This window comes from Streptomyces sp. NPDC045287, assembly GCF_056432325.1.
The window spans coordinates 417,126-443,733 of the sequence record NZ_JBWKJG010000003.1 but is presented as its reverse complement, the minus strand read 5'-3'; the positions used below and the strand labels follow the sequence as shown (position 1 = coordinate 443,733).

Annotated in this window: 26 protein-coding genes and 1 pseudogene; 14 read left to right on the top strand and 13 right to left on the bottom strand. The window is 71.8% G+C overall.

Annotation, left to right across the window (positions count from 1 at the left end; translation table 11 throughout):
* Positions 1–2: 2 nt before the first annotated feature.
* Complete coding sequence (locus AC07D6_RS07890; RefSeq protein WP_479042880.1) at positions 3–2,033, bottom strand: thioredoxin domain-containing protein; 2,031 nt, start codon at positions 2,031–2,033, stop codon at positions 3–5.
* A 229-nt stretch (positions 2,034–2,262) separates the two neighbouring features.
* Here AC07D6_RS07890 and AC07D6_RS07885 point away from each other — a divergent pair, with 229 nt between their 5' ends.
* From AC07D6_RS07885 to AC07D6_RS07875, 3 genes are all read left to right on the top strand, one after another.
* Entirely contained in the window at positions 2,263–2,829 is a 567-nt protein-coding gene (locus AC07D6_RS07885) for a Uma2 family endonuclease (protein ID WP_479042878.1), read from the top strand.
* Between the two features lie 482 nt (positions 2,830–3,311).
* On the top strand, positions 3,312–5,318 hold the full coding sequence (locus tag AC07D6_RS07880) for an SEL1-like repeat protein (RefSeq protein WP_479042876.1): 2,007 nt from the start codon (positions 3,312–3,314) through the stop codon (positions 5,316–5,318).
* A gap of 217 nt (positions 5,319–5,535) precedes the next feature.
* The gene (locus tag AC07D6_RS07875; protein ID WP_479042977.1) at positions 5,536–6,021 is read left to right on the top strand and encodes a transposase; all 486 of its coding nucleotides are present in this window, start codon (positions 5,536–5,538) and stop codon (positions 6,019–6,021) included.
* A gap of 405 nt (positions 6,022–6,426) precedes the next feature.
* On the opposite strand, the gene AC07D6_RS07870 is transcribed toward AC07D6_RS07875, so the two are convergent.
* The 5 genes and pseudogenes from AC07D6_RS07870 to mca form a co-directional block, all read right to left on the bottom strand.
* Complete coding sequence (locus AC07D6_RS07870) at positions 6,427–7,158, bottom strand: DUF4365 domain-containing protein (RefSeq protein WP_479042874.1); 732 nt, start codon at positions 7,156–7,158, stop codon at positions 6,427–6,429.
* A gap of 255 nt (positions 7,159–7,413) precedes the next feature.
* On the bottom strand, positions 7,414–7,548 hold the full coding sequence (locus AC07D6_RS07865; protein WP_479042871.1) for a hypothetical protein: 135 nt from the start codon (positions 7,546–7,548) through the stop codon (positions 7,414–7,416).
* Positions 7,549–7,605: 57 nt separating this feature from the next.
* Positions 7,606–7,764 (bottom strand): annotated as a pseudogene (locus AC07D6_RS07860) (DUF255 domain-containing protein); the annotation flags it as partial.
* A gap of 117 nt (positions 7,765–7,881) precedes the next feature.
* A complete protein-coding gene (locus AC07D6_RS07855) occupies positions 7,882–8,118 on the bottom strand; it encodes a hypothetical protein (RefSeq protein ID WP_315875861.1) in 237 nt (78 codons plus the stop codon).
* On the bottom strand, positions 8,111–8,992 hold the full coding sequence (mca, locus tag AC07D6_RS07850; RefSeq protein WP_315875860.1) for a mycothiol conjugate amidase Mca: 882 nt from the start codon (positions 8,990–8,992) through the stop codon (positions 8,111–8,113). The genes AC07D6_RS07855 and mca overlap by 8 nt, the downstream gene beginning before the upstream one ends.
* A gap of 97 nt (positions 8,993–9,089) precedes the next feature.
* On the opposite strand from mca, the gene AC07D6_RS07845 reads away from it, so the two are divergent.
* Together AC07D6_RS07845 and greA are read left to right on the top strand one after the other, a co-directional pair.
* Positions 9,090–9,491 (top strand): DUF4307 domain-containing protein, encoded by a 402-nt coding sequence (locus AC07D6_RS07845; RefSeq protein ID WP_315875859.1) that lies wholly within the window; start codon positions 9,090–9,092, stop codon positions 9,489–9,491.
* Positions 9,492–9,671: 180 nt separating this feature from the next.
* Entirely contained in the window at positions 9,672–10,169 is a 498-nt protein-coding gene (greA, locus tag AC07D6_RS07840) for a transcription elongation factor GreA (protein ID WP_315875858.1), read from the top strand.
* 96 nt (positions 10,170–10,265) lie between these two features.
* On the opposite strand, the gene AC07D6_RS07835 is transcribed toward greA, so the two are convergent.
* The 3 genes from AC07D6_RS07835 to ilvA all read right to left on the bottom strand — a co-directional run bounded on the left by AC07D6_RS07835 (position 10,266) and on the right by ilvA (position 13,534).
* A complete protein-coding gene (locus AC07D6_RS07835; protein ID WP_315875857.1) occupies positions 10,266–11,114 on the bottom strand; it encodes an ABC transporter permease in 849 nt (282 codons plus the stop codon).
* On the bottom strand, positions 11,111–12,115 hold the full coding sequence (locus AC07D6_RS07830; protein ID WP_315875856.1) for an ATP-binding cassette domain-containing protein: 1,005 nt from the start codon (positions 12,113–12,115) through the stop codon (positions 11,111–11,113). Before AC07D6_RS07830 ends, AC07D6_RS07835 begins: the two co-directional genes overlap by 4 nt.
* Before the next feature lie 189 nt (positions 12,116–12,304).
* The gene (gene ilvA / locus AC07D6_RS07825) at positions 12,305–13,534 is read right to left on the bottom strand and encodes a threonine ammonia-lyase (RefSeq protein ID WP_315875855.1); all 1,230 of its coding nucleotides are present in this window, start codon (positions 13,532–13,534) and stop codon (positions 12,305–12,307) included.
* A 122-nt stretch (positions 13,535–13,656) separates the two neighbouring features.
* On the opposite strand from ilvA, the gene AC07D6_RS07820 reads away from it, so the two are divergent.
* The 3 genes from AC07D6_RS07820 to AC07D6_RS07810 all read left to right on the top strand — a co-directional run bounded on the left by AC07D6_RS07820 (position 13,657) and on the right by AC07D6_RS07810 (position 14,975).
* On the top strand, positions 13,657–14,169 hold the full coding sequence (locus AC07D6_RS07820) for a MarR family winged helix-turn-helix transcriptional regulator (protein WP_315875854.1): 513 nt from the start codon (positions 13,657–13,659) through the stop codon (positions 14,167–14,169).
* A gap of 69 nt (positions 14,170–14,238) precedes the next feature.
* Complete coding sequence (locus AC07D6_RS07815; RefSeq protein ID WP_479042865.1) at positions 14,239–14,721, top strand: sigma factor-like helix-turn-helix DNA-binding protein; 483 nt, start codon at positions 14,239–14,241, stop codon at positions 14,719–14,721.
* Positions 14,718–14,975, top strand: a complete 258-nt coding sequence (locus AC07D6_RS07810; protein WP_315875852.1) for a hypothetical protein — start codon at positions 14,718–14,720, stop codon at positions 14,973–14,975. Before AC07D6_RS07815 ends, AC07D6_RS07810 begins: the two co-directional genes overlap by 4 nt.
* Before the next feature lie 7 nt (positions 14,976–14,982).
* On the opposite strand, the gene AC07D6_RS07805 is transcribed toward AC07D6_RS07810, so the two are convergent.
* On the bottom strand, positions 14,983–16,137 hold the full coding sequence (locus AC07D6_RS07805; protein ID WP_315875851.1) for a cystathionine gamma-synthase: 1,155 nt from the start codon (positions 16,135–16,137) through the stop codon (positions 14,983–14,985).
* A 67-nt stretch (positions 16,138–16,204) separates the two neighbouring features.
* Between AC07D6_RS07805 and AC07D6_RS07800 the strand changes: the two genes are divergently transcribed.
* From AC07D6_RS07800 to msrA, 4 genes are all read left to right on the top strand, one after another.
* Positions 16,205–17,311 carry a hypothetical protein gene (locus tag AC07D6_RS07800; RefSeq protein WP_315875885.1) on the top strand — a complete coding sequence of 369 codons (1,107 nt, stop codon included), beginning with the start codon at positions 16,205–16,207 and terminating at the stop codon, positions 17,309–17,311.
* A gap of 172 nt (positions 17,312–17,483) precedes the next feature.
* Positions 17,484–19,076 (top strand): M48 family metallopeptidase, encoded by a 1,593-nt coding sequence (locus tag AC07D6_RS07795; protein ID WP_479042862.1) that lies wholly within the window; start codon positions 17,484–17,486, stop codon positions 19,074–19,076.
* A gap of 306 nt (positions 19,077–19,382) precedes the next feature.
* Positions 19,383–20,510 (top strand): hypothetical protein, encoded by a 1,128-nt coding sequence (locus AC07D6_RS07790; RefSeq protein ID WP_479042859.1) that lies wholly within the window; start codon positions 19,383–19,385, stop codon positions 20,508–20,510.
* Between the two features lie 622 nt (positions 20,511–21,132).
* A complete protein-coding gene (msrA, locus tag AC07D6_RS07785; RefSeq protein ID WP_315875848.1) occupies positions 21,133–21,798 on the top strand; it encodes a peptide-methionine (S)-S-oxide reductase MsrA in 666 nt (221 codons plus the stop codon).
* A 136-nt stretch (positions 21,799–21,934) separates the two neighbouring features.
* On the opposite strand, the gene AC07D6_RS07780 is transcribed toward msrA, so the two are convergent.
* Positions 21,935–22,978 (bottom strand): NAD(P)-dependent alcohol dehydrogenase, encoded by a 1,044-nt coding sequence (locus tag AC07D6_RS07780; RefSeq protein WP_479042857.1) that lies wholly within the window; start codon positions 22,976–22,978, stop codon positions 21,935–21,937.
* A gap of 127 nt (positions 22,979–23,105) precedes the next feature.
* Between AC07D6_RS07780 and AC07D6_RS07775 the strand changes: the two genes are divergently transcribed.
* Positions 23,106–23,999 carry a helix-turn-helix domain-containing protein gene (locus tag AC07D6_RS07775; RefSeq protein ID WP_315875842.1) on the top strand — a complete coding sequence of 298 codons (894 nt, stop codon included), beginning with the start codon at positions 23,106–23,108 and terminating at the stop codon, positions 23,997–23,999.
* 303 nt (positions 24,000–24,302) lie between these two features.
* On the opposite strand, the gene AC07D6_RS07770 is transcribed toward AC07D6_RS07775, so the two are convergent.
* A complete protein-coding gene (locus AC07D6_RS07770) occupies positions 24,303–25,577 on the bottom strand; it encodes a L,D-transpeptidase (RefSeq protein WP_315875841.1) in 1,275 nt (424 codons plus the stop codon).
* Positions 25,578–25,771: 194 nt separating this feature from the next.
* Positions 25,772–26,158, bottom strand: coding sequence for a hypothetical protein (locus AC07D6_RS07765; protein WP_479042855.1), 387 nt, complete (start codon positions 26,156–26,158; stop codon positions 25,772–25,774).
* 106 nt (positions 26,159–26,264) lie between these two features.
* On the opposite strand from AC07D6_RS07765, the gene AC07D6_RS07760 reads away from it, so the two are divergent.
* Entirely contained in the window at positions 26,265–26,588 is a 324-nt protein-coding gene (locus AC07D6_RS07760) for a hypothetical protein (RefSeq protein ID WP_315875839.1), read from the top strand.
* The last annotated feature ends 20 nt before the right edge of the window (positions 26,589–26,608 follow it).

Here is a 26,608-nt window from a genome sequence, read left to right as displayed (position 1 = left end):
GGTCAGTGACCGCCCAGTTGCCGCGCCAGCCGCGCCGGGTCGGTCGTCGGGGCGTCGCAGGTGAAGTGGCGGCAGACGTACGCCGCCGGGCCCCCGTCGACCAGGGGCCGGTCACGCAGCAGCGGGAACTCGTCGCTGTCGGGCTCCCCCACGGCGACCACGGCGCCCGGGGCCGTACCGAGCAGCGCCGCCCGGTGCAGCGCGCGCGTGGCCGCGTCGCCCGCCGGACCGGCGACCGCCACCTCGCGCGGGCCGTCCAGCAGCGCTTCCGCGACCGCCAGGCCCCAGCCGATGAACCGGGGGGCGCGCGGCCCCAGCGCCCTCACCACGCCGAGCGCCCGTTCCGCGGCGGTCCGGTGCGCCTCCGAGCCGGTGTGCGCCGCGTACGACAGCAGCGCGCCGACAGCCGCGGTCCAGCCGGAGGGCGCCGCGTTGTCGGTGGGGTCCTGGGGGCGGCGGATCAGCGGCTCGGCGTCGTGCGCCGTGTCGTACAGCGCGCCCCCCTCGCCCTGGAAGCGGTCGAGCACGATGTCGAGCAGGAGGCCCGCGAACTCCAGCCAGACGCCCTCGCCCGTGACCGCGGCCAGCGCGAGGAAGCCCTCCGCCACGTCGCCGTAGTCCTCCAGCACGCCGGCGTTCGCCCCGGTCCGGCCGTCCTTCGACGTCCGGGCCAGCCGCCCGCCCTCGTCGAGGTGCACGCGGACGAGCAGGTCGGCGGCCTCCATGGCGCGCTCGACCAGGTCGGGGCGGTCGAAGCAGGCACCGGTCTCGGCGAGCGCGGCGACGGCGAGGCCGTTCCACGCGGCGACGACCTTGTCGTCGCGGCCCGGCCTGGCCCGCTCGTCCCGCGCCGCGAGGAGCCGCCGCCGGATCCGGTCGAGCCGCTCGGCGTCCACGACCCCGGCGCCCTGCGGCAGCTGGAGCACGGACGCGCCCTCCTCGAAGGTGCCCTCCTCGGTGACGCCGTAGAACCGCGCGGCGTACGCGGCGTCGTCCTCGCCGAGCACCTCGCGCAGCCGCTTCGGCGTCCACACGTAGTACGCGCCCTCGACGTGCCGCCCCGTGCCGTCGTCGGAGTCGGCGTCCAGCGCGGACGCGAACCCGCCCTCGGGCGTGCGCAGCTCGCGCACCATGAAGTCGGCGGTCTCCAGGGCGACCCGCCGGGCGAGGTCGCTGCCGGTGGCCCGCCACAGGTGCGTGTACACGCGGCACAGGAGCGCGTTGTCGTAGAGCATCTTCTCGAAGTGGGGCACGACCCACTCACGGTCCACCGAGTACCGGGCGAAGCCCCCGCCGAGCTGGTCGTAGATGCCGCCGCGCGCCATGGCCTCGCACGTGTCGGCGGCCATCTGCAGCGCGCCCTCGGAGCCGGTGCGGGCGTGGTGCCGCAGCAGGAACTCGACGGTCATCGACGGCGGGAACTTGGGCGCCCCGCCGAAGCCGCCGTGCCGTTCGTCGTACTCGCGGGTCAGCCCCAGCAGCGCCTGCGCCAGCTCGGACTCGCCCGGCACGCCGTCGTCGCCGCCGAGCGCCAGGGACCGGCCCGACAGCTCCCGCACGATGTTCCCGGCGACCTCGCCCACCTCGTCACGCCGGTCCCGCCAGGCGGCCGCGACCCCCTCCAGCACCTGCCGGAACGACGGCATGCCGTGGCGGGGCGCGGGCGGGAAGTACGTACCGAAGTAGAACGGCTCCGCGTCGGGCGTGAGGAACACGGTCATGGGCCACCCGCCGTGCCCGGTGGCGGCCTGCACGGCCTCCATGTACACGGCGTCGACGTCGGGCCGCTCCTCGCGGTCGACCTTGACGGAGACGAAGTGCTCGTTGAGATACGCGGCGGTCGCCTCGTCCTCGAACGACTCGTGCGCCATGACGTGGCACCAGTGGCACGCAGAGTAGCCGACCGACAGCAGAACGGGGACATCGCGCCGTCGCGCTTCCTCGAACGCCTCCGGTTCCCAAGGCCACCAATCGACCGGGTTCTCAGCGTGCTGCAGCAGATAAGGCGAGGTCACACCAGCCAACCGGTTCATACGACCCAGCCTCTCACAGCACCTGGCGCGACCGGCGAAACCCTCACGCGCCCGCCTCGCTTGGCCGAATTGCACTTGTGAGCCATCACGTGGCGGGGGGCTCCTCGCCCTCGGGGCCGGTGTCGAACTTTTCCCGGCGTTCGTCCGAGTCGGGCGGTCCGGCACCCCGGAACAGTAGGCTGGGCGCAGCAGCGCTGGACCTGCCGAGGCCCCTCGAAGGAGGTACACGATGGCCGCCGAGATGGTGGCGCCCGCGTGGATGCATTCGCAGATCAGCGCGGAGCAGTACGACTCCTGGTCCGAGGAGCAGTGCGCCGGCATCGAGATCGTGGACGGGATGGTCGTCGTGAGCCCGAGCGTCTCGAAGCGGCACAACCGGCTGGCGCGGATCCTGGCCAACACCCTCGACGCCGCCGCGGGCCCGGACTGGAACGCCGACACGGGCGTCGACATCCGTCTGCAGGACGTTACGCTCACCAACCGCCGTCCGGACGTCATCGTCTACCGGGCGGACACCATCGACCTCACACCTACTCGCCCCGAGCACGTGCTACTGGTGGTCGAGGTCGTGTCGCCGGGTTCGGAGACCACCGACCGGATCGTGAAGGTGGACCAGTACGCCAAGGCCGGCATCCCCTTCTACTGGCGGGTCGAGCAGGCCGCCACTGGTGTCCCAATCATCTACACCTATGTTCTCGACCCCGCCACCAAGGCCTACAGAGACGGCGAGATGTTCACCGGCACGATCAAGGCTGCCGTGCCCTTCTCCGTCACTGTCGACCTGGGAGCCATCTGACAGCGCTGGAAGATCATTTCCTTATGACTGAGCACAAGGGAAAGCAGAAATTCCGGGAGCACCTGGAGGCTCTTTTCGCCGCGTCCGGCTCCCCTAAGCCAGCCGCCATCTGCTCTGCGAGCAGGGATCGCCTTGGTCGAACTTCCCTGTCCGTGCAGCGCATCAGCGATTGGCGAAGCGGAAAGCACATACCGACAAATAAGCTCTTTCGAGAGTTTCTCCGTGCGGTCGACACCTTGGCTCGGCAGCGAAACCTCGTCCTCCCTGCCGCACTCGCCGACCCGGCAGTTTGGGACCGCCTACTGCGCGCGGCGCGAGCCAAGACTCCCACTCCGGCACAGGAAGAATCGCGTCACATCACGGTAGGCACAGTCCGGATCCCGATCCGCCCGGTGGCTGACGCCAAGCCCCTTGAACTGGGCGTACACCGAACGAGTCGCCTCGAGGGTGCACCACCACTACCGATCTATGTGCCACGGGACGTGGACAGCACAGTCTCGGCTCAACTGGTAGAAGCCAGGGAGAACGGTGGCCTCGTCCTGTTGGTCGGCGATTCCACGGCCGGAAAATCACGGTGCGCCTTCGAGGCTGTACGACGCGACCTGTCCGATTACTGGATCATCGCACCGCCTGCGGCAAGCGACCTGAGCCCTGTGCTATCGCATATATCTCTACCGAGACCCCGCCATCGGAAGTGGGTGCTCTGGCTGGATGACCTCGACCGATTCCTCCTCCCTGGCGGCCTCGATCAAGGCATGTTGTCCGCCCTCCTGGAGCAACGCGTTGTGGTCATGGCCACCATGCGTTCCGAGGTGTACGGCAATTACAGTGAGCGCGCGTTGAGAGGCACGGAAGCTGGCGTGGCGTCTGCGCGTCGCCTCGGATCCCGGGTCCTGAACCTCATCGAGCCCCTCGTACTGGACCGACAGTGGTCCGAGGCAGAAATGAGCAGGCTCCGCGCGCACCTTGCAAACCCGAACCGCGATATGCGTCTTGCTGACGCCGCCCGCCACCACGGCGTTCACGGCATCGCGGAATACCTCGCAGCCGGGCCGAAGCTGCTCGAAGAGTTCCTGACGACCAGACGTCAGCCGAAAGGCCATACCCGTGGCGCGGCCTTGGTTCAGGCAGCCATCGACCTTGCGCGAGCCGGTATCTCCACTCCTCTGCCCACTGAGACCCTGCTGGCGTTATCCACGTGTTATCTCACTGCCGGGGATGTCTCCCGTCTCCGAGCCGAGAGCCCTGAGCAGGCTCTGACGTGGGCGACCGAGATCCAGTTCGGTGTCGCGGGAATGCTGATTGCCACAGATACCGCAGAAGCTTGGCGGCCATTCGACTACCTCGTGGATGCCGCTGCCGACGCCGTCGAAGCGGCGGACATCCCTGACGAGGTATGGGAGGCGGCAGTCACGCACGCGAACGGCGGTAGCGAACTGCTGCCTGTCGGACGGTCCGCCTTCCGCTTCGGCCGCCTGGTGCTCGCCGAGCGCTGCTTCTCTCCACTGGCGGCCAAAGGTGACCATGCCGCCATGCACGACCTTGGGTTCGTACAGCGCGAACGACGTCCAGAACACACCTGGTCCTCGTGGTACCGAACGGTATCTGACACAGGAACTCCATTGCAGGCCCGAGCCCTTGGTGCCCTGCACGAGGTCGAAGGACGATGGGACGAAGCAGCTGCCTGCTACGAGAGAGCCGCAGGCCAGGGGGATGCCCTTGCCATGCGGCTCAGGGGCGTGATCGCTCAGCGGCGCAGGCAGAACGACGAAGCCCATGAGTGGTATGTCCGCGCTGCAGAGGGCGGAGATGCGGTAGCGACCGCATCCTTTAACGCTCCAGGAATCTACCGGCCCGAAAAGGGCCACGAGCTAGGTTCGGAAACCTGGGACCCAGACGTCGAATGGGATGAGGAGGACGAAGAACCATGGCAGATGACGCCCCGTACATCGCGCATCCTCAGCTGCAACCTGGAGATCCTCGCCGATATGGCTCATGAAGAGTTGGATGAATTGGGTGACCAGCCGATCTCCCCGAACAGCTTTGGGATCTTCTTCGCATGCTTGCCAGCGTCCACGTGGGGCCAGCCACGATCTTGGCGACGCAGGATGCTAAGAGCCCTGGACGATCTCAACGAAGACATCGCCCTCGGACGTTCCCCTGAACCACGCTGCGCGGCAGAGGAACTGGCACTCCATTTTGCCCTGCAGAGCGCTTCGGCAATGACATGTGATGAACCGGATCTGGTGGCTGAGTTCACCCGAGGGCTCCCCGAGCAGCGGGGCGACTATGACTGGTCCATCTGTTCGGATCTGCTCTTTCAGGACCACGATGTGCTTTTCCTCTACGACCCGCTAATGCAGGGCCTGGAACACCCCGACGACCCGCTCAACCAGCGCATGGGCATCGGAGACCTACGGCCCGAAGGATGGTTCGAGGAGTTTGGGAACGTGCCGCCTCGCGATCCGACCCGAGGGTTCGTGCATTGACGTGACCCTGCTAGACCAGGTCCTCACATACTGATACCGAGGGGTGGATCACGGTCGGGGGTTACGTCGGGCCGCACAGGCCGGGGGCGGACGCGGCCGGTGACGTCGACTGGCAGGTGTCCGGTGGACTCCACCGTCGTAGTCGCTCACCAGCATGCCGTCGGGGGCTCGGAAGTGAGGGGCTCCGCGACCCGGCGCTCGGCCGCTCCGAGGAGGACTGACCAGCTCGATCCACCTGGTCTGCGATGCGCTGGGCTGTAACGGGTGGAAACACCATCGACTGCACGCGGTTCACCGCGGTGATGAGGCGATAGGGGTCCCACGGATCGGGCCGGGATGCCCCGGGACGACGCGCCACGTCCTGGGCGACAAGGGCTGCACCTCCGGGGCCATTCGGACCTGGCTGCGACGCCGAGGCATCCCGCACGCCGTTCCCGAGCGGGCCGACCAGATCCGCAGCCGGCTCCGGCGGCGCGGTAGCAAGGGCGGCCGCCCGCCCCGCTTCGACAAGGAACTCCACGAACGACGAAACGTCGTGGAGCGATGCTTCAACCGCCTCAAGCATGGCGTGGCATCGCGACCCGCTACGACAAGAGAGTCGAGTCCTACCAAGCAGCCAGCGCTCTCGCTCTGTCCTGATGTAGGCGTGACACACAACTCCCAGTACGAATCCGGACCGGAAGTCCGGACATTATCTGCCTGACCAGGCACTTCGAGCACTCTGGCGCACAGAGCTCCTCGGAGTCCCGGTACCACGCAGCCTTGTATGAGCGTCAGCGCACCAGGCGGTGCGCCGTCACTCTGAAAGGGCTCTCATCGTGACCGTGGCACTGCTGTCTACCGTGATCTGCGCTGGTGCACTCGCCCTCCAGCGCGCCATCTACCCACTTACCCTTCTGGTCGACTTTTTGTCAGCACTGCGCGGCCTGAGTGCCCCCGAGCGGGTCCTGACCTTCCGTGCCTTTGCCCGAGCAGTTGCGGACGTGAGTAACCACCCCACGCGTGGTTCCGCACGATCGGCGCTGCGCTCTTCAGCTCACCTGCACTGATGAGGCATGGAAGTGCGCAGTGCAACGTCAGATGTAGCAGCTCCAAGGAACCTCAAAAGTCAGGCAAGATCGCTCTCCTCGACCGGTCGGCGCCACCCCTCCGTGGATTTGAAGCATCCCATGAGCCAGTGCGCTTCCGCGCTGTCGAGGATGACACCGCCGATCATCGGGATGGGATCAAAGCGGAGCATTGTCTCCTGAACGCGCACGGGATCCCAGTCGAGATCATGATGAAGCAAGACTGCGAATGGCTCCCCACTCTGCTGCCAGAAGACCATGGGTTCGCCGCACTCGTTCTCGAAGGGCTTAACGATGTCGTTCGGAGTGAACTCGACGTCCGCCATTTCAGCCCAACGGCCAACCCCTTGACGTTCCCAAACCAGGAAGCTCCTCATGCTCTGCACGAAATCCCCGATGGTGTCGTCGTCCAGCACGGACTCCCGTGAGATGACAACAGACTTCAGCGTCCTGCGCAGCGCTTCGGCTCGGCGGAGCTGACGGGTCGCATTGGCCCAGAAGAGGCCACCCCGATCAGGATCATGGACGACACAGAGCACCGGCAGGCTACCGTCGCGCCAGTTGCCCCCGTGATCCCCGACTCGGACGCGATGGCCCCTTCTGGTACGCGTCGAGACCCCGCCCTTGACTTGCACGGCTATGGAGTCTGCTGTTCGCTCGCCGTTCTGCACAAAGGTGACGTGCAGGTCCTCACCGTGGTCGTTACCGCCGTCGACCTCCTGCACAATGTGCCCGTGCCGCTCCAGCAGCGCACGCACCTCATTCACGGCCATACGCCCAACGCGCCGACTCTCAGGCACCTTCGGCATTGCGCTCCCTCTTGGTCTACGGTGAGCCTGCAATCGCTGTTCCACGCCTGCCGCTCTGTGCTCAACCCTTGCACAACTCGAGACACGCGGAGGGTAGCGTCGGGCGCCCCCAGAGGGCGTCTTGGGAAGGAGACCGGCTGCCGACGACGGGCATCGATGCCTACAAGCTTGAGGGCGGTCTCCAGCAGGTCTCTTCCTGCGGCGTGTTCCGAGGTCAGGTCACTCCGGGTAGCCCGGCTCCAAGATCGCCATGACGCTCGCCCACTTCTCCGTGGAGCAGTCAGGTGAGGCGGCAAGGCGCTCCTGCGTCCAGGCATCGATCTCCGCATTGAGATCGTCACTTTCAGCGCTCATGTCACCACGTTATGGCGTCACGCTTGGTAGGCGCCTACAGGTTCAGTAAGTGCATTGGCACCAGTGGCACGAGCTGTACCCCACGCTGAGCAGCACGGGCACCCCGCGCCGTCGGGCCTCGTCGAACGCCTCCCCGGACCAGGGCCACCAGTCGACCGGGTTGTCGGCGTGCTGGAGCAGGTACGGGGACGTCTCACGGGCCAGTCGGTTCGCCATGCCCCCATCCTGCCGGAGGCTCCGCCCGGACGCCGAGAAGACCTGCCGCGCCCCGGGGCACGGGGCGCACGGCGCGACGGGGTTCCCGTACCGGGTACGGGGACCCCGCCGTGGCCGTCACTCCTGGGCGGCCGGCTTGGCCGGGGTCGAGGGGGACCCCGGCTTCTCCGGGGACTCCTCGAAGTCGACGCGGTTCATGTGCCGGTTCATCGACTTCATCAGGGCCCACACGGCGACGGCCATGACGGCGAAGACGATGAAGCCGAGGACGCCGGGCGTCACCTTGTTCTTGTCCAGCTCGGCGGCGAGGGGGACGAGCTGGGTCAGTGCCTGGTGTGCGCTCATGTCAGGCATTGTCCCGGATGCCCGCGAAGAGGTCGCTCTCGGGGAGGGTGGTGTCCACGAGGGATTTGGCCAGCTCGTACTCCTCCGTCGGCCAGATCTCCTTCTGGACCTCCATCGGGACGCGGAACCAGCCGCCGTCCGGGTCGATCTGCGTGCGGTGCGCGATCAGCGCCTTGTCCCGCGTCTCGAAGAAGTCGGCGCACGGGACGTACGTGGTGAGCGTGCGCTCGGACCGCTCGAACTCGTGCCAGCGCTTCAGCCACTCCCCGTAGGGCGACTCCAGGCCGCGCTCGACCAGCGCGTCGTGCAGCGCCTGGGTGCGCGGGCGGTTGAAGCCCTGGTTGTAGTAGAGCTTCAGCGGCTGCCAGACCGGGCCGAACTCCGACTCCGGGTACTTCTCGGCGTCGGCCGCGCCCTCGAAGGCCACCATCGTGATCTTGTGGGTCATGATGTGGTCGGGGTGCGGGTACCCGCCGTTCTCGTCGTAGGTGGTGATCACCTGCGGGCGGAACGCGCGGATGGACTTGACCAGCCGCCCCGCGGCCTTGTCCACGTCCTCCAGCGCGAAGCAGCCCTCCGGCAGCGGCGGCAGCGGGTCGCCCTCGGGGAGGCCGGAGTCGACGAAGCCGAGCCACTCCTGCTGGACGCCCAGGATCTCCCGGGCCTCGTCCATCTCCTTGCGGCGCACCTCGTGGATGTTCTCCTCGATGTACGGGTCGCCCTGGAGCTTGGGGTTGAGGACGGAGCCGCGCTCGCCGCCCGTGCACGTCACGACGAGCACGTCCACCCCCTCGGACACGTACTTGGCCATCGTCGCCGCGCCCTTGCTCGACTCGTCGTCGGGGTGGGCGTGCACGGCCATCAGTCGCAGCTGCTCAGTCAAGACTGGTCCTCAATGATTTGGTCAGGTCGCTCGGCTTCTATAGTGACGGAATCGGCGCGGGGGATATTCCGTCGTTCGGCGTACGAGAGGAACGATCATGGGCGTGACGGGCGAGCGGCTCCCCGAGGGCCGGTACGGCCGCGCCGCCGAGGCGCGCACGGACCGGCGGCTCACGATCGTCGGCTCGGTGCTGGGCGTCGCGCTGCTCGCCCTGGTCGGGTGGTTCGGCTACGACTACGTCGCGGGCCAGAAGGTCAGCGCCGAGATGATCAAGTTCGATGTGGTGGCGGCGGACCGCGTGGACGTGCACCTGGAGGTGCGCAAGGCGGACGGCGCGAAGGGGTACTGCACGGTGCGGGCCCTCGCGGAGAGCGGCGCGGAGGTGGGCCGCAAGGAGGTCCGCTTCGACCAGGCCGCGTCGCGCGTCGACGAGGTGATCACCGTCCGCACGACGGAGTCGGCCACGGCCGCGCAGCTCCTCGGCTGCGTCGCGGACTGACGCGCGGCCTCCCCGGCGGCGCGCCGGACCCCGTGCGACCTGCGGCGTCACCGGGTCCGTGACATTCGTCCTCCCCCTTCGGGCACGTAATTGTTAGGCTCGTGGTTTCGCCCTCCCGGTAAGGCCGCATGCTTCTGGTAGGGCGATGCTTTGTATACCCAGCACCGACGAGGAGCACCTGTGACCCAGACCAGCGACAACGTCACCTGGCTCACCCAGGAGGCGTACAACCAGCTCAAGGCCGAGCTGGAGTACCTGTCTGGTCCCGCGCGAGCCGAGATCGCCGCGAAGATCGCGGCGGCGCGCGAGGAGGGGGACCTGCGCGAGAACGGCGGGTACCACGCCGCCAAGGAGGAGCAGGGCAAGCAGGAGCTGCGGGTCCGCCAGCTCACCCAGCTCCTGGAGCACGCGAAGGTCGGCGAGGCTCCCGCCGCGACGGGTGTGGTCGCCCCCGGCATGGTCGTGACGATCGCCTTCGACGGTGACGAGGACGACACCCTGACCTTCCTGCTGGCCTCCCGCGAGTACGCGAGCTCCGACATCGAGACGTACTCCCCGCAGTCGCCGCTCGGCTCGGGCGTGAACGGCAAGAAGGTCGGCGAGGACGCGGAGTACGAGCTGCCGAACGGCAAGACGGCGTCGGTCCGCATCCTGGACGCCAAGCCGTACCAGGGCTGAGCCCGCACCCCGGCACGGCGAAGGGCCGGGCGGCGCCCCTGTGGCACCGCCCGGCCCTTCGCCGTGACCGGCCCTTCGCCGTGCCCCGGGCCGCGGTCAGGTGGCCGAGCGGTACTTGCGGACGGCCAGCGTGCGGAAGACGGCGATGATCAGCAGCGACCAGATGACCGAGGCCCACACGGGGTGCTGCATGGGCCAGGCGTCCGACGGGGACACCCCCGGGTTGCCGAACAGCTCGCGGCACGCCTGGACGGTCGCGCTGAACGGGTTCCACTCGGCGATGTGCCGCAGCCAGGGCGTCATGCGGCTCGCGTCCACGAACGCGTTCGAGACGAACGTGACGGGAAAGAGCCAGATGAGCCCGCCGGACGTGGCGGCCTCCGGGGTGCGTACGGACAGGCCGATCAGGGCGCCGATCCAGGAGAACGCGTAGCCCAGCAGGAGCAGCAACGCGAACGCGGCCAGCGCCTTCGGCACGCCCGCGTGGACGCGCCAGCCGACGAGCAGCGCGACGACCGCGAGGACGACGACGGTCAGCGCCGTCTGGACGAGGTCGGCGAGGGTCCTTCCGGTGAGGACGGCGCCGCGCGCCATGGGCAGCGACCGGAACCGGTCGATCAGGCCCTTGTGCATGTCGTCCGCGATGCCCGCGCCCGAGCCGGCCGTGGCGAACGTGACGGTCTGGGCGAAGATGCCGGCCATGAGGAAGTTGCGGTACACCGAGGGGTCGGTGGAGCCGCCGATGTTCATGGATCCGCCGAAGACGTAGCTGAACAGCACGACGAACATGATCGGCTGGATGAGCCCGAAGATGACCATCTCGGGGATGCGGGTCATGCGGATCAGGTTCCGCCGGGCGATCACCAGGGAGTCGGTGAGCGACTGGACGACGCCGCCGCGCGGGCGGGGCGCGGCGAGCCGCGGGGTGTCGGTGGCGGCGGTCACTTCACGGGCTCCTTGCGAGGGGCGGCGGGGGCGGCGGACGCGTCGGGGTCGTCCTGCCGCTCGGCGGCGTGGCCGGTGAGGGAGATGAACACGTCGTCGAGGGTGGGGCGGCGCAGGCCGATGTCGTCGATCTCGACGCCCCGGGCGTCCAGCTCGCGGATGACCTCGGCGAGCAGCTTGGCGCCGCCGGTGACGGGCACGGTGAGCTTGCGCGTGTGCTCCTCGACGGTGACGGAACCACCCCGGCCGAACCCGGCGAGCACCTCGCGGCCGGCGGCGATCCCGCCCGGCGCGCGCACGACGACCTCGACGCGCTCGCCGCCGGTGCGGGCCTTGAGCTGGTCGGCCGTGCCGCGGGCGATGACCCGGCCGTGGTCGACGACGCAGATCTCGTGGGCGAGGTGGTCGGCCTCCTCCAGGTACTGCGTGGTGAGCAGCAGCGTCGTGCCGCCCGCGACGAGTTCCTGGATGACCTCCCACAGGGCCTGGCGGTTGCGCGGGTCGAGGCCGGTCGTCGGCTCGTCCATGAACATCACGGGCGGGGAGACGACGAGCGCGGCGGCCAGGTCGAGGCGGCGCCGCATGCCGCCGGAGTACGTCTTGGCGGGGCGGTCGGCGGCGTCGGCGAGGCCGAAGCGCTCCAGCAGTTCGGCCGCGCGGGCCTTCGCCGCCCTGCCGGACATCTGGTAGAGCCGGCCGACCATGTGGAGGTTCTCGCGGCCCGTGAGGTACTCGTCGACGGCGGCGAACTGGCCGGAGAGCCCGATGGCGCGGCGCACCTCGTTGGGGTGCTTGAGGACGTCGATCCCCGCGACGACCGCCCGGCCGCCGTCCGGACGCAGCAGCGTGGTGAGCACGCGCACCGTGGTGGTCTTCCCGGCGCCGTTCGGGCCGAGGAGCCCCAGGACGGTGCCTTCGGGGACGTCGAGGTCCACGCCGTCCAGTGCTCGTACGTCGCCGAAGGTCTTCACCAGACCTTCCGCGTGAATGGCGCCTGGCATGTGAGTGCTCCCGTGATGGGCGTCTTGGTGTGGTTCGGCTCACTCCCAGTGTGGGGACGCCGCGCTCCGGCGGCCCGGTGAGCGTATGATCCAGCCCACACGGTAACGCGATATATCGCGTCTCGCAAGGCACGGCCGCCCTTCGTGCGGAGCGGGGCGCGCCCGAACACCCCCCGGTGGGGCGGCGGTTCAGCCCAGGACCGTGTAGCCGGCCTCCTGGAGCGCGTGCTGCACCGCCGCGCAGTGCTCCGGGCCCTTCGTCTCCAGGTGCAGTTCCACCTCGACCTCCGTCAGCCCCAGCCGCGGGTCGGTGCGGACGTGGCCCACGTCCAGGACGTTGGCGTCGGCCACCGTCAGCACGCCCAGCAGGTTCGCCAGCGCGCCCGGCCGGTCCGGCAGGCGCAGCCGCAGGCTCAGGTAGCGGCCGGCCGCGGCCATGCCGTGCCGCAGCACCCGCTGGAGGACCAGCGGGTCGATGTTGCCGCCCGACAGCACGGCCACCACCGGCCCCTCGAACGACCCGGGGTCCGACAGCAGCGCCGCTACCGGGCTCGCCCCGGCCGGCTCGACGACCAGCTTGGCCCGCTCCAGGCACAGCAGCAGCGCCGACGACAGGGCGTCCTCCGACACCGTGCGGACCTCGTCGACGACCTCCTGGACGATCCCGAACGGCACGTCGCCCGGCCGGCCGACCGTGATCCCGTCCGCCATCGTGGGCCCGCACTCCACCGCCACGGGCCGGCCCGCCGCCAGCGACCCCGGGTACGCGGCGGCGGCCCGCGCCTGGACGCCGATCACCCTCACGTCGGGCCGCAGCGCCTTCACCGCGACGCCGACACCCGCCGCGAGGCCCCCGCCACCCATGCCGACGACGACCGTCCGCACCTCCGGGCACTGCTCCAGGATCTCCAGCCCGACCGTGCCCTGCCCCGCGATGACGTCCGGGTGGTCGAAGGGGTGGATGAACACCGCACCCGTGTCGCGCGCGTAGCTCTGCGCCGCCGCCAGCGTCTCGTCGACGACCTGCCCGCGCAGCCGCACGTCGGCGCCGTACTCGCGGGTCGCGGCGACCTTCGGCAGCGGGGCGCCGACCGGCATGAACACCGTGGAGCGCACCCCCAGCAGCGACGAGGCCAGCGCGACGCCCTGCGCGTGGTTCCCGGCGGAGGCGGCGACCACGCCGGCCACCCGCTCCTCGGGCCGCAGCCCGGAGATCCGCACGTACGCGCCGCGCAGCTTGAACGAGCCGGTCCGCTGCAGGTTCTCGCACTTGAGGTGGACGGGGGCGCCGACCAGCCCCGACAGGTGCCTGCTGCCCTCCAGCGCGGTCATCCGCGCGACCCCGGTCAGCATCTTCTGGGCGCCCCGCACGTCGTCGAGCATGACGTGCCGCGCGGGGTGAGTGGTGCGGAAGCTCATGGCAGCAGTCTCGCAGCTCGGGAAGTAGTCCATCTCGTTTGCGCAGCGCCGGTACGGACACGCGGCACTCCGCGTACTCTTTCCCCCACCAAAACCGACCGCCGCACGAGAGAGCCCCAGCCATGCCCACTTCACAGGACATGACGACTGATCTTGAAACCGGTCTCCTCGATGCCCTCCAGCACCAGGTGGCCGTCTTCGCCCGGCGGGCCGAGCAGACCCGCCTCGGCGGAACCGGTCAGCTCCGCAACTCGATGGACCGGGCCGCGTACCTGCTGCTCAACCGGCTCGACCAGGAGGGCCCGATGGGCGTGAAGGCGCTGGCGGCCGGGATGGGCATCGACTCGTCCACGGTGACCCGCCAGGTCGCGCCGCTCGTCGACACCGGCCTGGTGAAGCGGACTTCGCACCCGGAGGACGGCCGCGCCGTCGTGCTCCAGCTGTCGCCGCGCGGCCAGGCCCGCCTGGAGGAGGTGCGCAGTTCCCGCCGCGACCTGATGGCGCGGGTGACGGAGGGGTGGACGGCCGACGAGCGGGAGGCGTTCTGCACCCTGCTCACCCGCTTCAACTCGGCGCTCTCCGTCCGTCAGCTCGGCCTCCAGCCCGCCGACCCGGAGCCGGGCGGCCCCGCCTGACGCGCGGTCGGGCCGGCGGCTCCGCGCACGGCCCTTGACCGGGCACCGCTGCTGCCCTCAGATGAGGACGTGGCCGTAGAGGACTCCGGGTTCGCCGCGTTCGTGGCGGGGACGGCGGGCCGGCTGCTGCACGTGGCGACGCTCCTGACGGGCGAGCCCTCGCAGCCGCCCGGCGCCAACCCGCACGCCCAGCGGCTGCTGACGGCCGCGCTCGGCACGACGTACGCCCACTGGGACCGGCTGCGCGGCGAGGACCCGTACGCGTACGCGCGCCGCGAGCTGGCCGTGGGGTTCGCGCGCGCGGCCCGGCGGTTCCGCCGGGGGCGCGGCGGCCCGCTGTCCCGGCTCACCCCGCGGGAACGGCTCGCCGTGGTGCTCCGGCTGTACGAGGGGCTGTACGACGAGCAGGTCGCCGCGCTGATGGGGCTGACCGGGGAACGCGTGCGGGAACTGTGCCGGCGTGGCGTGGGGACCCTGCGCAGCGCACCGGGCGCACCGGGCGGGGCGGGGACACCGGGCGGGGCGGGGACACCGGGCGGGGCGGCGGCATGAGCGCCACCGGCGACCGCAAGGAGCAGGAGGTCCGCCGGCTGCTCGCCGGGGCGGCCCGCCCGTCCGTGCCGCCGGACCTGCTGGCCCGCGCCCTGGCCCACGGCGGGCGCGTCCGGCGCCGCCGGCGGCTGTGGCGGCGGGCGCTGTGGCTGCTGCTGGCCGCCGCGGCCGTGGCGTTCGCCGTGTGGGCGTGCGCCGCGGAGCCGTGGACGGCGCCGCCCCTGCGGACGACGCCGCCGCTCGAACCGTGGTGAGCGCCGGTCAGCCCAGCGCCTGGCGCAGGTCCGCGATGAGGTCGTCGACGTTCTCGATGCCGACGGACAGGCGCACCAGGTCCGCCGGGACCTCCAGCGCCGAACCGGCCGCGCTGGCGTGCGTCATCCGGCCCGGGTGCTCGATCAGCGACTCGACGCCGCCCAGCGACTCGCCCAGCGTGAACAGCTTCGCCCGGTCGCAGACCGCGACGGCCGCCGCCTCGCCGCCCGCGACGCGGAACGACACCATGCCGCCGAAGCCGCGCATCTGCTTGGCGGCGATCTCGTGGCCCGGGTGCTCCGGCAGGCCCGGGTAGAGGACCTGCGTCACCTTCGGGTGCCGGGTCAGCATCTCCGCCACGCGCGCGGCGTTCTCGCCGTGCCGGTCCATGCGGACGGCGAGGGTCTTGATGCCGCGCAGCACGATCCACGAGTCGAACGGCCCGGCCACCGCGCCCATCGCGTTCTGGTGGTACGCGAGCTCCTCGCCGAGCGCCTCGTCCGCCGTCACGAGCGCGCCGCCCACCACGTCGGAGTGGCCGCCCATGTACTTGGTGAGCGAGTGCACGACGACGTCCGCGCCGAGCGCCAGCGGCTGCTGGAGGTACGGCGAGGCGAAGGTGTTGTCGACGACCAGCTTCACGCCGGCCCCGCGGGCCACCTCCGCGAGGGCCGCGATGTCGGTGATGCCGAGCAGCGGGTTCGACGGGGTCTCGACCCAGATCGCCTTGGTGCGGTCGGTGAGCGCGGCCCGCACCGCCGCCGGGTCCGACGTGTCGGCGACCGACCACTCGACGCCCCAGCGCGAGACGACCTTCGCGAACAGCCGGAACGTGCCGCCGTACGCGTCGTTGGGGATCACCACGTGGTCGCCGGGGGCGAGCAGGGCGCGCAGCAGGCAGTCCTCGGCGGCGAGCCCCGACGCGAACGCCAGGCCGCGGCGACCGCCCTCCAGCGCGGCGAGGTTCTCCTCCAGCGCCGTACGGGTCGGGTTGGCGCTGCGGCTGTACTCGTAGCCGCCGCGCAGGCCGCCGACCCCGTCCTGCTTGTAGGTGGAGACCTGGTAGATGGGCGGGACGACCGCGCCGGTCAGCGGGTCGGCGGTGTTGCCCGCGTGGATGGCGCGGGTCTCGAAGTTCTGGTGGGTGTGCTCGTCGCTCATGGGGCGAGCGTAGTGCGGCGGACGCGCCCGGCGCCTTGCGGCGGGCGTCCGGGACAATGGGCACATGGTGGAGATTCTCTGGTTCCTGTTCGCCGTCGGCCTGATCGCCGCGGTCGTCGCGCCCTGGCTGCTGCGGCGCCGCTCCGGCGGCATCCGCCTGGTCGAGCCCGGCGCGCCGGACGCCGCCGACCCGCTCGCCTACGGCTTCGTGCGGCAGGAACTGCTCGACGTCCGCATGCCCGGCCCGGACCAGGACCTGGTGGAGGTCCTCGACGTCGTGCAGCGCACCCAGGACTGGCGGGCCGCGTCGCAGTTGCTGGCCGGTACGCCCAAGGAGGGCGAGGTGCGCTGGCAGCGGGTGCAGGCGTTCGCGGGCGCCGCGTCGCTGGAGCTGGCGCAGCGGCCGGGTGCCGGCGGCGCCTGGCTGCGGGCGTGGCGGGCCGAGGCGCCGAAGGACGCGGGCGGCGCGGCCGTGCACGCCGAGTTCCTGGTGCAGCAGGCGTGGCGGACGGCGGAGGTCGGCACCGACGAGTTCCGGATCATCCTGGAGGAGGCCCGGACCGTGTGCGGGCAGGCCGCGCTGCTGGCCCCGGGCGACCCCGTGCCGTACATCGTCGAGCTGGCCGTCGCGCGCGGCCTGGGGTACTCGCACGAGCAGTTCGACCAGGTGTGGGCGAAGGTCATCGACCGGAACCCGCAGCACATGGGGGCGCACATCGCGGCCCTGCACTACTGGTGCGAGAAGTGGCACGGCTCCCGCGCGGACGCCGACCGGTTCGCCCAGTCCGCCGCCGCCCGCGCCCCGCAGGGCTCGCTGCTGGCCGCGCTGCCGCTGTTCGCGGTGTGGGAGCACCTGCCCGACCTGACGCTGGTGCGGGACTTCTACGGGACGCAGGTCGTGTCGCGGGCGGTGGAGGGCGCGCTGTACGCGGTGCACTCGGCCCGCCCGGACGACCCGATGCTGGCGCACGTGCGCCACCTGCTGGTCCACTTCCTGGTGGGCGCGCAGCGCTGGAGCGAGGCCATGCACCAGATCGTGCACGTGGACGGGCACGTCGGGGCGCTGCCGTGGACGATGAGCGAGGACCCGGCGGCGGAGTACGCGGTGTACCGGGCGCTGGCGGTGGCCGGGTACGAGGCGAACGGCGGCAGCCCGGCGACCCTGCCGCACTGATCCCCCGGACCGTTCCGCCTCCCCGGGCGATCGCGCCGCCGGAGGGGCGCCCCGGAGGCGGAACGACCCCGATGGAACACAGTTGCGATTCGCCCCGCCGGTGGGTGATACTCCGCTTCCCCCCACGCCTCTTCGTCATGCCTCTTTCCATCCCGTGGGGGGACTCTGCCCGATGGGCGCTTCCGTGCGCGCGCTGCGCGCCCTGCTCCTGCTCTCCGGTTTCTACCTGCTGGGCTTCGCCATGCTCGCCGTCCTGGCCGGCGCCGGCTGGGCCGCGGCGCTCTGGGCGCCCAGCGGCCTCGCCGTGAAGCTGTACGTCGTCGGCGCGCTGCTCGCCGTACCGATCGTGCGGGGCATGTTCATGCTGCGCACCCCGAAGGACGACGGCGCGTACGGCGTCCTCGTCACCGACGACCAAGAACCCCGCCTGTGGCAGGCCGTGCGGGAGCTGGCCGCGCAGGTCGGCACCCGCGCGCCCGACGAGATCCGGCTGACCGCCGACATGAACGCCTCCGTCAGCGAGGAGGCCCGGTTCCTCGGCCTGCTCGGCGGCACGCGCCGGCTCCACCTGGGCCTGCCGCTGATGACGGGCCTGAGCGAGGCCCAGCTGCGCGCCGTGCTCGCCCACGAGATGGGCCACTACGGCAACGCCGACACCCGCCTCGCCGCGATCACCGTCCGGGGCCGCGTCCAGGTCGCCCGGACCATCGCCCACTTCGAGGAGCGGGCCGGGAGCAAGGTCGCCAAGGAGCGGGCCAAGCAGGAGAAGAAGAACGAGAAGAAGCTCGCCAAGGGCAAGAAGGCCAAGGAGGTCGACACGACCGGCGTCGGCCTCACGTACCGCGCCATGGCGAAGGTCTACCGGGCGTACGGCCACTTCTACCTGCGGGCCACCCTCGCCGGTTCCCGCCGCCAGGAGCTCGCCGCCGACCTGGCCGCCGCCCGCGTCGCGGGCCGTGACGCCACCGCGTCGGCGCTGCGCGAGGTCCCCGTCCTGGACTCCGCGCACGACTTCTACATGAGCTCGTACGCGACCCTCGGCGTCGGCGCGGGCCTGCTGCCGCCGCCCGGTGAGGTGTTCGGCGGCATCCGGCACCTGCTGGCCGCGCGCGCCGGCGAACTGGCGGAGCTGCGCCGCGAACTGCCGACCGAGCCCGCCTCCCCGTACGACTCCCACCCGCCGATCGCCGAGCGCGTCGCCCGCCTGGAGGCCCTGCCCGACGACGGCCGCGCGTCCGAGCCCGCGGGACCCGCGCTGGGCCTGCTCGCCGATCCCGGTACGGCGCTGGTCGCCGTCGAGCACGCGGCGCTCACCCCGGAGGCGCTGCGGCTGCGCCGCGTCGACTGGCCGGAGCTGGTGCACGCCTCGATGACCGCGCACTTCGCCGAGGAGGCGGAGCCGCTGCGGAGCGCCACCGCCGAGGTGACCGGCGGCGACGGCTCGCTCGGTGCGCTGCTCAACGCGCTGGACCTGGGGGTCGGCTGGGAGGTCGCCGACCGGCTGCCCAAGTCGGAGTGGGCCGCGGCGGCGCAGGGCCGCGCGGCCCGCGAGTTCGCCCGCCCGGTGCTGCGCCGGGGCCTGGCTCGGATGGTCGCCGGCGAGCTGATCGCCCGGGGCGCGGCCCGCTGGGAGCTGTCCTGGTCGGAGTCGGCGTCGCTGCGTACGCCCCCCGGCTACGAGGACGAGCTGCCGGCCGCGCTCGACGCCGCGGTCGCCGACCGCCCCGACACCGCGCCGCTGCGCCGGCTGCTGGCCGCCGCCTGACCCGCCGGGGGCCTTCGCCGGCCCCCGCTCCCGTCCCCCGGGGCGTGCGCCCGCTCCAGGACCCGTCCCGGGGCACGGCTCCCTTCCCCGGGGCGCGCGTCCGTCCCCGGGGCACGCCCCCGCCCCCAGTCACATACCCGTCCCCGGACTCGCACCCGCCCCCGAGACCACGTCCGCCTCCAGCCGCGCACGCGCACCCGCCCCCGAGACCACACCCGCCCCCGGGCGCACCCCGAATCCCGGGGCACGCATCCACCCCGAGGCCGCCGGCCGCGGCCGACACCCGACACCCCCGAGGCCACATCCGTGAAGATCCTGCTCTGGGTCGTCCTGACCCCCGTCGTCCTCCTCGTCCTGGCGGCCGGCGTGTACTTCCTGAAGGCGATCGTCGAGGGCGCCATCGAGGGATGGCGCTCCGACCCCGAAGCCGAGGAGGCCGCGGCGAAGGCCGCCGAACGCGTCGCCGCGCTCGGCCTGCTGCCGGCCGAGCGGCAGCACACCGAGCTGTCCGCGCCGCAGCCCCGGGCGATGACCGTGGCCGTCGCCGCCGCCCGCGCGGGCGACTGGGCGCCGGCCGCCGCCCTGCTCGACGAGACCGCCGCGACCCGCGACTGGGAGCGGCGCACGGCGTACGTCGAGAAGCTGGCCGACGTGGCCGCCGAGGACGACGCGTGGCTGTCGGCCTGGGAGGCGGCCCGCCCCGACGACCCGGGCGCGGCGCTGCTGCGGGCGCGCAGCTCGGTGTTCCTGGCGTGGAAGGTGCGCGGGTCGAAGCGCGCCGCGCACACGACGTCGGAGCAGTTCGAGGGCTTCCACCGCACGCTGGCCCGCACCCGGCACGAGCACGCGCGGGCGGCGGAGCTGGCCGTGCCGGGCGACCCGTCCCCGTACGTGGGCGAGATCTGGACGGCGATCGGCCTGGGCTACCCGCACGAGGAGATGCACCGCATCTGGAACGACATCACCAGCCGTGCCCCGCACCACTACGAGGCGCACTTCTCGGCACTCCAGTACTGGTGCGGCAAGTGGCACGGCTCGCAGGAGCTGGCGCGGGCGTTCGCGGTGAAGGCGGCGGCCGAGGCGCCCCCCGGCACGCTGATGACGGCGTTCCCGCTGATCGCGCACTTCGAGCACGACGAGTCCGACTCGGCGGACGTGGACCGCACGCCGGAGATGTACGCGGCCGTGGACGCCGCCCTCGCAGACGCGGCCGCCGCCGACCCGGACCACCCGCGGCTGGCGGAGGTCCGGCACCTGCTCGCCTACTACCTGTACCTCCAGGAGCGGTGGGAGCCCGCGCTGGAGCAGTTCCGGCTCGTCGACGGGTACGTGGGCGCCCTGCCGTGGCGGTACCGGGGCGACCCGGCGGGCGAGTTCTGCCGGATGCGCGACGAGTCGGCGGTCAACGCGGCCGCCGGGGAGGCCACCCCGTGAGCGTGGAGGTCGTCCGCGTGCTCGTGATCGCCGCGGCGGTCGCGGTGGGCCACGCCGCGTACCGGCGGGCCACGGGGTAGCCGCCGAAGCGGGAATCGCCCGCCGCGGCCCGCGAGGCGACGGCGCTCGGCCCGCTGCCCGCGTCGCGGCGGAACACGACGGTCTCCGGGCCCGCCCCCGAGCTGGAGCGGGCCCCGGCCGCCGCGTCGGCGCACGGCGACCGGGAGCCGGCGCCCCGGCCGCCGGCCGCCGCGCGGGAGCGGCGCGACCGGCAGCGGCGGACCCGGTACGCGCACCCGCCGGGCGAAGCCGCCGCCGAGGACGACGGGGCGTGGCCGGACGCGGGGGAGGCCGCCCGCCCGGCCGCCCGGACACGGCGGGGGTGCGGCACCTGCCGGCGTACTTCCTGACCCGACGGGGCCGGTCCGAGGCGGCGCTGGAGCGGTTCCGGCCGGTCGACGGGTACGCGGGCGCCTTCCCGTGGTCGCGCTACGCCGGCCCGGGCGCGGTGTGCTGCCCCTGGCGGGACCCTGCGGTGCGCGGGGCGCGGCGGGGACGCCGGGGAATCCCCCGCGGCGCCGGGGCGTTGCAGTCGGGGCGACCGCCATGGAGGAGACGCGTCATGTTCCTGTACCGCCGTACCCCCGAGATGCCCACCCGCGAGCAGGCGCTCAAGGGCCGCCCCGAGCCGGAGTTCACCGTCCCGGACCGGCACACGGTCCTCGGCACGCCCCTGCTCGGCCCCTACCCGGAGGGCCTGGAGGTGGCGGACTTCGGGCTGGGCTGCTTCTGGGGCGCCGAGCGCAAGTTCTGGCAGACGCCGGGCGTGTGGACCACGCTCGTCGGCTACCAGGGCGGTTACACGCCGAACCCGTCGTACGAGGAGGTCTGCTCGGGCCTGACGGGCCACACGGAGGTCGTCCGCGTGGTCCACGACCCGAACGAGGTCTCGTACGAGACGCTGCTGAAGGTCTTCTGGGAGGCCCACGACCCCACCCAGGGCTACCGCCAGGGCAACGACGTGGGCACCCAGTACCGCTCGGCGGTCTACACCCACTCCCCCGCCCAGGCGGCGACGGCGCGGGCGTCCCGCGACGCCTACCAGCGGGTCCTGACGTCCTCCGGCTACGGGACGATCACCACGGAACTGCTGCCCGCCGACGACCGCCCCTTCTACCCGGCGGAGCCGTACCACCAGCAGTACCTGGACAAGAACCCGGCCGGCTACTGCGGCATCGGCGGCACGGGCGTCTCCTGCCCGGTCGGCGTGGCCCCGGCGGAGGGCTGAGCCCGACGGCCCGAGCCCGGCGTGCGGGCGGGCACCGCGGCCCGCCCGCACGGACCGCCGTCCGCACGGCCCTCCCGTACGGCCGCCCGCCGGGTCCGGAGCCGCGATCGCTGCGGCATTGCCCGCGCGCGGCCCGTCAGATCGTCGACGCGTCGATCACGAAGCGGTAGCGGACGTCGCTCGCGAGGACGCGCTCGTACGCCTCGTTGATCTGGTCCGCGCGGATCACCTCGATCTCCGCGCCCAGCCCGTGCTCCGCGCAGAAGTCGAGCATCTCCTGCGTCTCGGCGATGCCGCCGATCATCGAGCCGGCGAGGGTCTTGCGGCCGTTGATGAGGGAGAAGAGGTTGAGCGAGACGGGCTCCTCGGGGGCGCCCACGTTCACCAGCGCGCCGTCCGTCTTCAGCAGGCCCAGGTAGGCGCCGAGGTCGAGCGGGGCGGAGACGGTCGACACGATCAGGTCGAAGGTGCCGGCGAGCTCCTGGAACGTCGCCGGGTCGCTCGTCGCGTGGAAGTGGTCGGCGCCCAGCTTGCGGCCGTCCGCCTCCTTGCGGAGCGACTGGCTGAGCACCGTCACCTCGGCGCCCATCGCGTGGGCGATCTTCACGCCCATGTGGCCGAGGCCGCCCAGGCCGACGACGGCGACCTTCTTGCCGGGGCCCGCCTTCCAGCGGGCGAGCGGCGAGTACAGGGTGATGCCCGCGCACAGCAGGGGCGCGGCCGTGTCCAGCGGCAGCGCGTCGGGGATGCGGAGGGTGTAGTCCTCGTCGACGACGATGTGCGTCGAGTAGCCGCCGTAGGTGGGGTCGCCGTTCTTGTCGCGGTCGTTGTACGTGCCGGTCATGCCGCGCGTGCAGTACTGCTCCTGGCCCTGGCGGCAGTACGCGCACTCCCGGCAGGAGTCGACGAAGCAACCGACGCCGACCCGGTCGCCGACCTGGAACCGGGTCACCGACGCGCCGGTCTCGGCCACCACGCCGGCGATCTCGTGGCCGGGCACCATCGGGTGGATGCCCTCGCCCCAGCCGTCGTGGGCCTGGTGGATGTCGGAGTGGCAGATGCCCGCGTACTTGATCTCTATGAGGACGTCGTGCGCACCCACCGCGCGGCGCGGCACGGTGGTGCGCTCCAGCGGGGCCTTGGCGGCGGGGGTCGCGTATGCGGGAACGTTCATGGTCATGGTGGGGATCCTGCCTGCCACCCGCGGCTCCACCCAGCCCCCTGTCGTTCGTACGACCGCTGTTCCTACCACCGGTGGGGACAGGGACGCCCCGCTGCCCGTCACCGGCGGCCGGGATACTGGGGGCATGGACCAGCGTGCCGAACTGAGCGAGTTCCTCCGCGGCCGGCGGGCCCGGCTGCGACCGGAGGACGTCGGGCTGCCCCACGTGGGGCGGCTGCGGCGGGTGCCGGGGCTGCGCCGGGAGGAGCTGGCGCTGCTGGCGGGCGTCTCGGTGGCGTACTACACGCGCCTGGAGCAGGGGAACGGGCAGAACGTCTCCGTCGAGGTCCTCGACTCCATCGCGCGCGCCCTGCGCCTGAACGACGCCGAGCGCGACCACCTGCTGCACCTGGCGAAGCCCGCGGACAAGAAGCGCAAGCGGCCCCGCGGCTTCCGCCGGCAGACCGTGCGGCCGGCCGTGCTGCACCTGCTGGACTCCATGGAGTCGGTGCCGGCGCTCGTGCTGGGCCAGCGGCTGGACATCCTCGCCTGGAACCGGCTGGCGCGGGCCCTGTTCGGGGACTTCGCCGCGCTGGAGCCGGAGGAGCGGAACATGGCCCGGCACGTCTTCCTGTCGCCCGCCGCCCGCGACCTGTACGTCGACTGGGAGGCGAAGGCGACGGAGGTGGTGAGCGTCCTGCGGATGTACGCGGGCTGCTCGGCCGACGACCCCCGGCTGGCGACGCTCGTGGGGGACCTGTCGGTGCGCAGCCCCGAGTTCCGGTCGCTGTGGGCGGCCCACACCGTCCAGGACAAGGGCCACGGCGCGAAGCGGCTGCGGCACCCGCTGGTCGGCGAGCTGACCCTGTCGTACGAGACGCTGAAGCTGGCCGACGACCACGACCAGAGCCTCGTCACGTACGCGGCGGAGCCCGGCTCCCCCGCCGCCGAGGCGCTGCGCCTCCTCGCGAACTGGGGCCCGGACGCCGCCGACGCCCCGTCGGGCACGGCCGGGACCTCCGTCGCCGGGGAGCCCTGAGCCCCGCGCGTTCCGCCGTGCGCCCGGTGGGTGGCGGGCGGCGGGTGGCGGGGAAGGGCGCGCGGCTCGTCGGACCCGCTCCGACGCGGCGCCGCGGGCCGCGGCGGTACGGCGTGGAGGGCGGGTACGGCGCGAAGGCCGGCACGGCACTGCACGGAGGGCGGGCACGGCGCGAAGGCCGGCACGGCGCGAAAGGCCGGCACGGCGAAGGCGGCGGCGCCCCGCGAGGGAGCGCCGCCGCCTTCGTCGTACGGTGCCGGTGGACCGGTCGGCCGGCGGACCGGCGGGTCGGAGACCGGCGGGTCAGAGGGCCGAGCCGGCCTTCCAGTCGGCCCAGCTCATGTTCCAGCCGTTGAGGCCGTTGTCCGGCTTGATGGTCTTGTCCTTGGAGTTCTTGACGATGACCACGTCGCCGATCAGCGAGTTGTCGTAGAACCAGGCGGCGGGCTGGTTGGGGTCGCCGGCGCCCTTGACGTCGTTGAGGCCCACGCAGCCGTGGCTGGTGTTGGCGTTGCCGAAGACGGAGTCGGCGCCCCAGTAGTTGCCGTGGATGAACGTCCCGGACGTGGACAGCCGCATGGCGTGCGGGACGTCCTTGATGTCGTACTCGCCCTTGCCGTCGTCGTCGGTGAACCCGACGGTCGCGCCGTTCATCCGGGTCTCCTTGAACTTCTCGGAGATCACCATCTGACCGTTGTAGGTCGGGTTCTCCGGGGAGCCGGCGGAGATCGGGATCGTCCTGATCGTCTTGCCGTCCTGCTGGACCTTCATGGTCTTCGTGGCGACGTCGACGGTCGAGACCTGGTTGCGGCCGACCTTGAACGTGACGGTCTTCTGCTGGACGCCGAAGACGCCGTCCGCGCCCTCGACCCCGTCGAGCTTCAGCTTCAGCGTGACCGTGGAGCCCTCGGCCCAGTACTGCTCGGGCCGGAAGTCGATGCGCTGGGCGTTGAACCAGTGCCCGACGACCTCCTGGCCGCTGGAGGAGGACACCTCGATGCCCGCCTGGACGGCCTTCCGGTCGCTGATCGGCTTGTTGAAGTTGATCGACACCGGCATGCCGACGCCGACGGTCGAGCCGTCCTCGGGCGTGAAGTTGCCGATGAAGCTGTTGGCCGGGGAGACCGTCGTGAAGGACGAGTTCTCGTGGGCCTCGCGACCCTCGGAGTCCTTCGCCGTCGCGGCGATCTTGTAGGTGGTCGCGCGCTCCAACTGCTCGGACGGCTGCCAGCTCTTGCCGTCCGCGGAGATCTCGCCCTTGACCTCCGTGCCCTCGGGAGAGGTCATCGTTACCGAGGTGAGCGTGCCCTCGGCGACCGTGACCTTGGCGTCGTTGTTGATCGACGCGTTGATCGCGCCGTTCTTCGGGGTGATCGATATTCGGGCCTGCGAGGTCTTCTGCGCCGCGGCCTCGTCGACCTGGGCCTGCGAGCTGTTCGGACTCTCACTGCTGCCGCTGGCGGCACCGGCCTCGTCGCCGCTGTCGCAGCCCGTGAGCACCAGCACACCACTGAGCAGTGCGGACGCGGTCATCAGACCTCTGCGCCGCTTACCGTCCGTCATCACACGCTTCTCCATCGTCGCGGATTCCCTGTCAACACTTCCCCAGAACACCCATAACACCCCTTCCGGTTCCACTTCGGTGCGGGGTGTGGGGAACACCACTGAACGACGCACCGGCGCGCGGCCCGGTTCCCGCGCGCGGGGCGGCCCCGGACACGACGCACGCGCGTGCGTGCGCCCGGGACCTTGAAGGGTGTCACACATCCGGCTCAGCCGTCCCGGCCGTCCGCACCCCCCTCCCCGTCGCCCTCGTCCCCGTCCGCCTCGTCCTCGGCGTCCCCGTCCTCGTCCTCGTCGTCGAGGTGCCAGGCGTCGACGTCGGGGTCGTAGTCGGCCTGCTCGCTGCTCCAGGACGCCTGGACGAGCTCCACGCCGGGCACCTCGCCGATCAGGTGGAACGGCTCGACGAGGTACGCGAGGGCTTCCGCTTCGTCCTCGCGGACGACCGCCCCGGCGTGCGCCCGCTCCTTCTCGGGCATGAACTCGTCGTCGTCGATCCGTCGCAGAGCGGCGTCGGTCAGCCGGTCCCGCTCGGTCACCTCCAGCACCAGGTCCACCCGAAGTCGTACATACCGTGAGGTCTCAGAAGCACTCATATGACGGAGCGTAGGCCGCCCGGAGCCGCGACTTTTCCACGACCCGCTGTGTTCACTAGCATCGTCGCAACACCCAATTCTCGATTCCGCAAGGGGATCTGAATCTGTGTCCGTCGCACGCCGACCTCTGCTGACCGCCACCGCCGCCGGGACGCTGCTCGGTGCTCTGTGGTTCGTCCCCTCGGCGAACGCCACCGGTGAGGAACCGGCCTCCCCGGAGTCCCGCCGGCCGTCGTCACAGGACGCCGCGGCGCCGCCCGCCTCCGACCGCGAGGGGCCCCGGGGCCACGCCGGGCAGGAGCTGCGGCTGGCCGACACGGGCGCCGGCGTCGACAGCGCGCCGTACCTGCTCGGCGGCTCCGCGTTCCTCGCCGTCGGTCTGGGCCTGGTGACCTTCGCGGTACGGCGCGGGGCGCACGCGGCGCTCTGACGCGTGCGCCCCGGGGCCGT